The sequence below is a fragment of the Oscillibacter sp. CU971 genome, assembly GCF_905219725.1.
Classification (GTDB): domain Bacteria; phylum Bacillota; class Clostridia; order Oscillospirales; family Oscillospiraceae; genus Oscillibacter.
The window spans coordinates 1-3,353 of the sequence record NZ_CAJMXG010000275.1 but is presented as its reverse complement, the minus strand read 5'-3'; the positions used below and the strand labels follow the sequence as shown (position 1 = coordinate 3,353).

General features: G+C 57.9%; 1 protein-coding gene. It reads left to right on the top strand.

What is annotated here, in order from left to right:
- Nucleotides 1-194: 194 nt before the first annotated feature.
- Nucleotides 195-3,353, top strand: a 3,159-nt coding sequence (locus tag JX325_RS13960) for a DEAD/DEAH box helicase family protein (protein WP_204791698.1), incomplete at its 3' end; no start/stop codon positions are given.

The following is a 3,353-nucleotide window of genomic DNA, read 5'->3' as shown; positions in this document are numbered from 1 at the left end:
AAGTGAAAAACGCATCCGTATATTGTTACTAAAAAAGAAAGTATACACCAGTACGCTGAGCCGTACAATCAACCTGCTTTTAGTAAAGGCTATATGTCGTTGACAGATTTCGGCAGGGAATTCTGTGAAAAGACCGTAATAGAGATTGTAACCATCCATTTGCCACCCATCCAACTATAAAGAGGCGACAATACATGACCAACTTCGACCGTTTCCTCACCGACCCCCAATTCACCTCTTTTGCAGGAGCCGCTGCGGCGGCGGAGAAAATCCTGCCCATCGACCTGGCCGCCTGCATTCTGAACTGTCGGCGGGCGATGGAGTGCGGGGTAAAGTGGATGTACTCGGTGGACGGCGCACTGGTCAAGCCCTGGCAGGACACCCTTGTAAATCTGATGAACGCCGGGGAGTTCCGGGAGATCGTGGGGAAGGACCTGTGGAAGCGGATGGACCACATCCGCCGCATGGGCAACGCCGCCGCCCACGGGAACAAGGTGCTGACCCGGCCCCAGGCGGAGCTGTGTCTGGAGAACCTGTACATATTCCTGGACTTCGTAGCTTACTGCTACGGGACCGACTATCAGGAGGGGCAGTTTGACCGCTCCCTGCTGGAGGAGCGGCCCGCCGAACCGGCGCCGGCCCCAACTGTCCCCGACGTGGATCTGGATGCCCTCATCGCGGAGAACCAGGCCCTCAAGGCGGAGCTCACCGCCCGGCGGGAGGAGCAGAAACAAACCTATGTACCCAAGCCCCTGGACCTCACCGAGTACGAGACCCGCAAGCTGTACATCGACGCCATGCTCCTGGACGCCGGCTGGACGCAGGGGCAGGACTGGCTGAACGAGGTGGAACTGCATGGCATGCCCAACAAGTCGGGGATGGGGTATGCCGACTATGTGCTCTACGGCTCCGACGGCCGTCCCCTGGCGGTGATCGAGGCCAAGCGCACCTGCGTGGATGTGTCCAAGGGCCGCCAGCAGGCCAAGCTGTATGCCAATATTCTGGAGGAAAAATACGGCCGCCGCCCGGTGGTCTTTCTCACCAACGGCTTCGATACCCGCATCGACGACGGAGCCTATCCGGAGCGGAAGGTTGCGGCCATCTACTCCAGGCGGGACCTGGAGAAGCTGTTCAATCTGCGCGCCATGCGGACAAGCCTGGCAGATGTGACGGTGGATAAGGACATCGCCGGGCGCTGGTATCAGGAGAGCGCCGTCAAGGCGGTGTGTGACAGCTTTGCGCAGAACCGGCGCAAGGCCCTGCTGGTCATGGCCACCGGTTCGGGCAAGACGAGAACGGTCATCGCCCTGTGTGATGTGCTTTTGCGCCGCGGCTGGGTGAAAAATATCCTGTTCCTGGCCGACCGGAACTCCCTGGTCACCCAGGCCAAGCGCAGCTTTGTCAACCTGCTGCCCAGCCTGTCGGTGACTAACCTGTGCGAGGAGAAGGACAACACCGCCGCCCGGTGCGTCTTTTCCACCTATCAGACCATGATGAACTGCATCGACGCGGTGAAGGACGAGGAGGGCAAGCTGTTTACCTGCGGTCATTTCGACCTGGTCATCTGCGACGAGGCCCACCGGTCCATCTACAACAAGTACCGGGACATTTTCAGCTACTTCGACGCCCCGCTGGTGGGCCTCACCGCCACTCCTAAGGACGAGATCGACAAAAACACCTATGAAGTTTTTGAGCTGGGGAACGGCGAGCCCACCTTCGGCTATGAGCTGGCCCAGGCGGTGGCAGACGGCTTCCTGGTGGACTTCATGAGTGTGGAGACCCGGCTGAAATTCCTGGAGGATGGCATCGCCTACGACGAGCTGTCCGCCGAGGATAGGGAGACGTACGAAAATACTTTCGAGGATGAGAACGGAGAACTGCCCGAGAAGATCAGCTCCTCCGCCCTCAACGAGTGGGTCTTTAATGAAGATACCATCAAAGAGGTCTTGAACATCCTCATGACCCACGGTCTGCGCATCGACTACGGCGAGAAGCTGGGCAAGACCATCATCTTTGCCAAGAACCACCGCCACGCTGAGAAAATCCTGGAGATTTTTGGAAGGGAATACCCCAACCTGCCCGGCTATGCCATGGTTATCGACAACTATATGACCTACGCCCAGAGCGCCATTGACGACTTCTCCGACCCGAAAAAGCTGCCCCAGATTGCCATCTCGGTGGATATGCTGGACACCGGCATCGACGTGCCTGAGGTGCTGAACCTGGTATTTTTCAAGAAAGTGATGAGCAAGGCCAAGTTCTGGCAGATGATCGGGCGGGGTACCCGGCTGTGTCCGGGCCTGCTGGACGGGGCGGACAAAGAGAAGTTCTATATTTTCGATTTCTGCGGAAATTTTGAGTTTTTCCGCATGAATGACAAGGGAAAACCCGCAGTCAGCCGCCTGCCTCTCCAGGGTGCGGTTTTCCAGCTCAAGGCCCAAATCGCGTATAAACTCCAGGATCTGGCCTATCAGACAGAGGGGCTGACCGCTTTCCGCCAGGGGTTGGTGGAGGACATGGCGGCCAAGGTTCAGGCGCTGAACCGGGAGAACTTCGCCGTCCGCCAACATCTGTGGTACGTGGAGAAGTTCAGCAATGTGGAAAGCTACTCTGCCCTCAGCTATGAGGACACGCTGAACATCGGAGAGGAATTGGCCCCGCTGATTGCCCCAGACGGGGACGACCCCAAGGCGGTCCGCTTCGACGCGCTGATGTACGGCATCGAGTTGGCCTGCCTCGCCGGGGAGAAGTATACCCGCGCCCGGAATGATCTGCTGAAAAAGGTGCAGGGAATTGCCAGCGTTGCCAACATCCCGGCCATTCAGGCACAGTCTGAGCTGGTTGACAAGATTCTCCACACAAACTATCTGGATGACGCAGGAATCAACGAATTTGAGCACATCCGGGAGAGCCTGCGGGATTTGATCAAATATATTTCTGTTGAGATGGCCCGCTACATCACCAACTTCGACGACGAAATCCTGTCTATCGACTGGAGGGAGTCTCAGTTGGAGAACGATGATCTGCAAAACTACAAGGCCAAGGCGGGGTACTATGTCCGGCAGCACCAGGACGAGGCGGTCATTGCCAAGCTGAAGGGCAATGTCCCGCTGACAACAGAGGATGTGGCTGCGCTGGAGCGCATCCTTTGGAGCGAGGTGGGCAGCCGCCAGGACTACGAGGCAGAGCTGGGGGCCAAGCCCCTGGGGGAGTTCGTCCGGGAGATCGTAGGGTTGGATATGCACGCGGCGAAGGAGGCCTTTTCCCAATACCTCACCGATACCAGCCTGGACAGCCGTCAGATCTATTTCGTGAACCAGATCGTGGAGTATATCGTCCGCAACGGCATGAGG